The sequence below is a fragment of the uncultured Planktosalinus sp. genome (assembly GCF_963973675.1).
Classification (GTDB): domain Bacteria; phylum Bacteroidota; class Bacteroidia; order Flavobacteriales; family Flavobacteriaceae; genus Planktosalinus.
In genome coordinates this window covers 1-4,036 of record NZ_CAXBAN010000254.1, presented here as the reverse complement: position 1 = coordinate 4,036, position 4,036 = coordinate 1, and the positions used below count along the sequence as shown (strand labels likewise).

The following is a 4,036-nucleotide window of genomic DNA, read 5'->3' as shown; positions in this document are numbered from 1 at the left end:
GACGTCTAGTTCTTTCCCAGCTTGTTGCATAAACAACATCACCATTTAATGGGTGAATAGCCATATCTATAACTCCTGTGGAATCACTTACAAATAAAACCTGATCCCAATCCTCGCCACCATTTGTTGTTCTATATACACCCCTGTTTAAATCCTTTCTAAAAAGTGGGCCCATAGCGGCAACAAAAACCCTGTTGTCATTGTTGGGGTCAACTTTTACTTTTCCAATACTGCCCACTTCATTTAGACCTTTATTTTCCCAGTTTAAACCTCCATCAAAACTGACGTATACTCCATTTCCATCATAAGCCAGTGACCCTCCTCCAGCATTAGGTTCTCCGGTTCCCACCCAAACCAAATCGGTATTGTTTTGAGAAAGTTCAATATCCCCTATTGATAGAAAAGGCTGATCATCAAAAACCGGAATCCAATTACTTCCTGCATCAACTGTTTTGAAAACACCGCCACTTGCTGCCGCTACATAGTAAGTATTCTGATCATCAAGAGCCACTTCTATATCAGTAATTCTCCCGCCAATATTGACCGGTCCGGAAAATTCCCAGGATACATTTGAATTTTTATTTGAAAGTTTTTGTTTCCTCCAAATCTTTGCTTCTTCATAAGCTCCTTGTTTAATTTGGTCAAATGGAAATGCCCGTTGCATAAATAAAATATCTTTAGGCACTTTTTTAGATTTTGTTGATTCTTTTTTTGCCTCTGAGAAATTACACCCTAAAAATGATATCATAATTAATGATAATAAAAATACTCTAAGCATAGCTTTTATTTTAAACAATAAAGATAATTAAATTAAAAGGGAGAAGAACTGAAAATATTATTCAGATAAAGAAAACCGGTAAATAATTCTTCCCAATTGACGGGCAGGTGCTTTTGGGTCACTGTTAAACTTGGTTTGTAATGCTGACTGACGTGCAGGGTCTAACAAGCATTTTGAATTATTGGTAGTTCCCCTAACACCAGGAATTGCTTTAATCACATTGCCATCTCTGTCAACATCAATATCAACCACTACGATTCCTTCCTGATTACAGTCCTGAACGATGACCTTCTTGACCAATGCTTTCCTTCCACCAAGCAGATAATTTCCATCTCCATCTAATCCTTTGCCAATTCCATAATAATTACTGGCATTGGGGTCTCCATCGGGACTTCCTTTGTCTCCGGCTTTGGTGTCATTACCTTCACCGCTTTGTGCAGCTCCTTCCTGCTTAGGCGCATTGAGGATGCTTGAAAGCGCATCAGTTGTAGACTGGTCGGGTTTAGGGTCAACTTTAGTTTCTTTTTTTGGTTCTTCTTTTTTAGGGGTTGTTACCGGCTTTGGTTTTTCTTCTTTCTGTACTACGGGTGCTTCTTCATTTTCCTGAGTAACTACTTCTTCTTCTACAACAGGTTCAGGAGTTGTTTCTGTTTGTTGTGGTGTTTGTGAAGGTGAGGTTTGTATTTGTTCTACAGGTTGATTTTCACCACTTCCAAAATCGGTTGTTCCAAAATTTACAGCAATACCCTGCTCGATGGGTGGGTCAAAATATTTCAATCCAAATAAAAAAAGTAGCAACACAATAACTAAATGAATAGCCACTGTGATTCTGATACTTTTTTTCTCTTCTTTGGTTTTAAAATAACTCATTATAATGTAGGTATAGTTGAGAAGAACAGATAACTTCTAACTTATTTTCTTATTCCAAACTTTAGTTTGGTTTTACAGCTAACACAATTTTGTATCTGTTTCTATTAGCAATATCCATTATTTTGACCGCGTGTTGTATGGGCACTCCCTCTTCTGCTCTTAATATAATAGTGGGTTCAGATTGACCCTGTAAAGCTATTTTAATGGCATTTTCGACAGCACGCTCCCCAACACGGTCTTTATTGACATAATAGTCCAGATCTTTTGTAATACTTACAGAAAGATTTTGTTGATGTGTGGTTTTACCTTTTGCAGAGGGCAGTAACAGATCAAGGGCATCAGGTGTGATGGCCGGTGACGTTAAAAGAAAAAACACCAACAACAGAAAAACGATGTCTGTCATCGAACTCATACTAAAACTAGCATCTACTTTATTTCTTCCTCGTAATTTCATTTTATGAAGGTTCGTTAAGTAAGTCTAAGAATTCCACAGCACTTGCTTCCATTGAATGTACAACCTTGTCAGTTCTCACTACCACATGGTTGTAGGCCATATAAGCAATAATACCAACTATTAGGCCGGCAACGGTAGTTGTCATTGCGGTATAAATTCCTTCAGCCAACTGGCCCATTTCGGCTTGACCACTACTTGTTGCCAACTGGTGAAATGCCAGCACCATACCAATCACTGTTCCTAAAAACCCAATCATCGGTGCTGCTCCTGAGATAGTTGCCAAAACACTTACGTTTTTTTCAAGTTTGTAAACTTCGAGCCTTCCGGCGTTTTCTATGGCTGTATTGATATCTTCTAAAGGATTTCCTATTCTTGAAATACCTTTTGCTGTTAAGCGTGCAACAGGAGAATTGTTTTGAGCACATAGAATTTTGGCACCCTGCAAATTTCCTGAGGCCACTTGCTCCCTGATTTGATTCATGAAGTTTTTATCAATTTTTGATGCGGCTTTAATAGCAAATATTCTTTCAAAATAAATATAAACAGCTACAAAAAGGAGCACAAATAAAATTGCAATAATAATCATTGCCCCGGGGCCACCATTCATAATTAATTCAAAAACCGATAACGTTTTTTCAACTGATTCCGGGTCGAGTTCCTGAAGGTTTTCATCTACTCCTTCTTGTATAAAGGTTGTTAGCATATGTGAGTTTTGTTAATTATAAACGTTACTAAATTATAAAAATTGCTTATTTAATAAGCTGTTCTATTAAAATAAAACTTAATGCCCCAGATATAAATCCAACCAACGCTAACCAAGTAATATTTTTTAAATACCATATAAAGTTAATTTTTTCCATTCCCATGGCTGCTACACCTGCAGCCGAACCAATAATTAACATACTTCCTCCTGTGCCCGCACTATAAGCAATAAAGTGCCAAACAGGGTTGTCAACCGGAAAGTCATACATTGCCATGGTTGCAGCTACCAATGGCACATTGTCTAAGATTGCCGAAAGTGCTCCTAAAATAATCACAACAACGTTCATATTTGGAATCGCATTTGAAAGTGATTCTGCAGCAAAGCGCAAAGTTCCAACAGATGTACCATTAATACTACCAAAAACGAGGCTTTCCAGAGCTGAAACTGCCATCAAGATTCCTAAAAAGAATAATATACTTGAAAATTCAACTTTTGATAAAGCTCTATGGGTTGAATATTGATAGCGATCTTTTTTACTCAGGTTCTTTTCCGGTTTTACATATTCTGAAACCAACCAAACCACGCCCAGGCTGAACAACATGGCCAGGTAGGGAGGCAAGCCTGTAATACCCTTAAAAATTGGAACAAATGCTATTGCAGACAAACCTACCCAGAGCATTTTTTTACTACTCAACAAACGCTCAGATTTTTCATCTACAATACTCAATTTTCTTGGAACTTTACCTTTAAAAGCTTTCATTTTTGAGGCTATAAAAAAGGGAACTATAAAACACAAAACTGAAGGTAAAATTACATATTCCATCAATCCAAATGCTGTGACTTTTTTGTCAATCCATAACATTGTTGTTGTTACATCTCCAATTGGCGACCAGGCTCCTCCCGCATTTGCAGCTATCACTATCATTGCTGCATACCAAGCCCTAAATTTAATGCGAGGTATTAATTTTCGCAACAACGAAACTAAAATAATGGTAGTGGTTAAATTATCAATAATAGCAGAAAGTAAAAATGCTAAAATGCCCAGTTTCCAGAGCAGTCCAACTTTACTATTGGTTTTAATATTATTTTTTATAATATCAAATCCACGGTGTAAATCAATAATTTCCACAATGGTCATAGCGCCAATCAAGAAAAATAATATTTCCCCGGCTTTACTGAAATGATGCATTAAATTCTTCTGGAATCCATGATTGTTTGAGACTTTTTCTCC

The 4,036-nt window shown here is 37.1% G+C and carries 4 protein-coding genes and 1 pseudogene; all 5 read right to left on the bottom strand.

What is annotated here, in order from left to right:
- Window positions 1-778 (bottom strand): annotated as a pseudogene (locus tag AACY61_RS09970) (hypothetical protein); the annotation flags it as partial.
- A gap of 57 nt (window positions 779-835) precedes the next feature.
- A complete protein-coding gene (locus AACY61_RS09965; protein ID WP_339611430.1) occupies window positions 836-1,648 on the bottom strand; it encodes an energy transducer TonB in 813 nt (270 codons plus the stop codon).
- A 61-nt stretch (window positions 1,649-1,709) separates the two neighbouring features.
- On the bottom strand, window positions 1,710-2,102 hold the full coding sequence (locus AACY61_RS09960; protein WP_339611429.1) for a biopolymer transporter ExbD: 393 nt from the start codon (window positions 2,100-2,102) through the stop codon (window positions 1,710-1,712).
- Between the two features lies 1 nt (window position 2,103).
- Window positions 2,104-2,805 (bottom strand): MotA/TolQ/ExbB proton channel family protein, encoded by a 702-nt coding sequence (locus tag AACY61_RS09955; RefSeq protein ID WP_339611428.1) that lies wholly within the window; start codon window positions 2,803-2,805, stop codon window positions 2,104-2,106.
- A 46-nt stretch (window positions 2,806-2,851) separates the two neighbouring features.
- The coding region (gene nhaD, locus AACY61_RS09950) for a sodium:proton antiporter NhaD (RefSeq protein ID WP_339611427.1) at window positions 2,852-4,036 on the bottom strand (1,185 nt) is incomplete at its 5' end.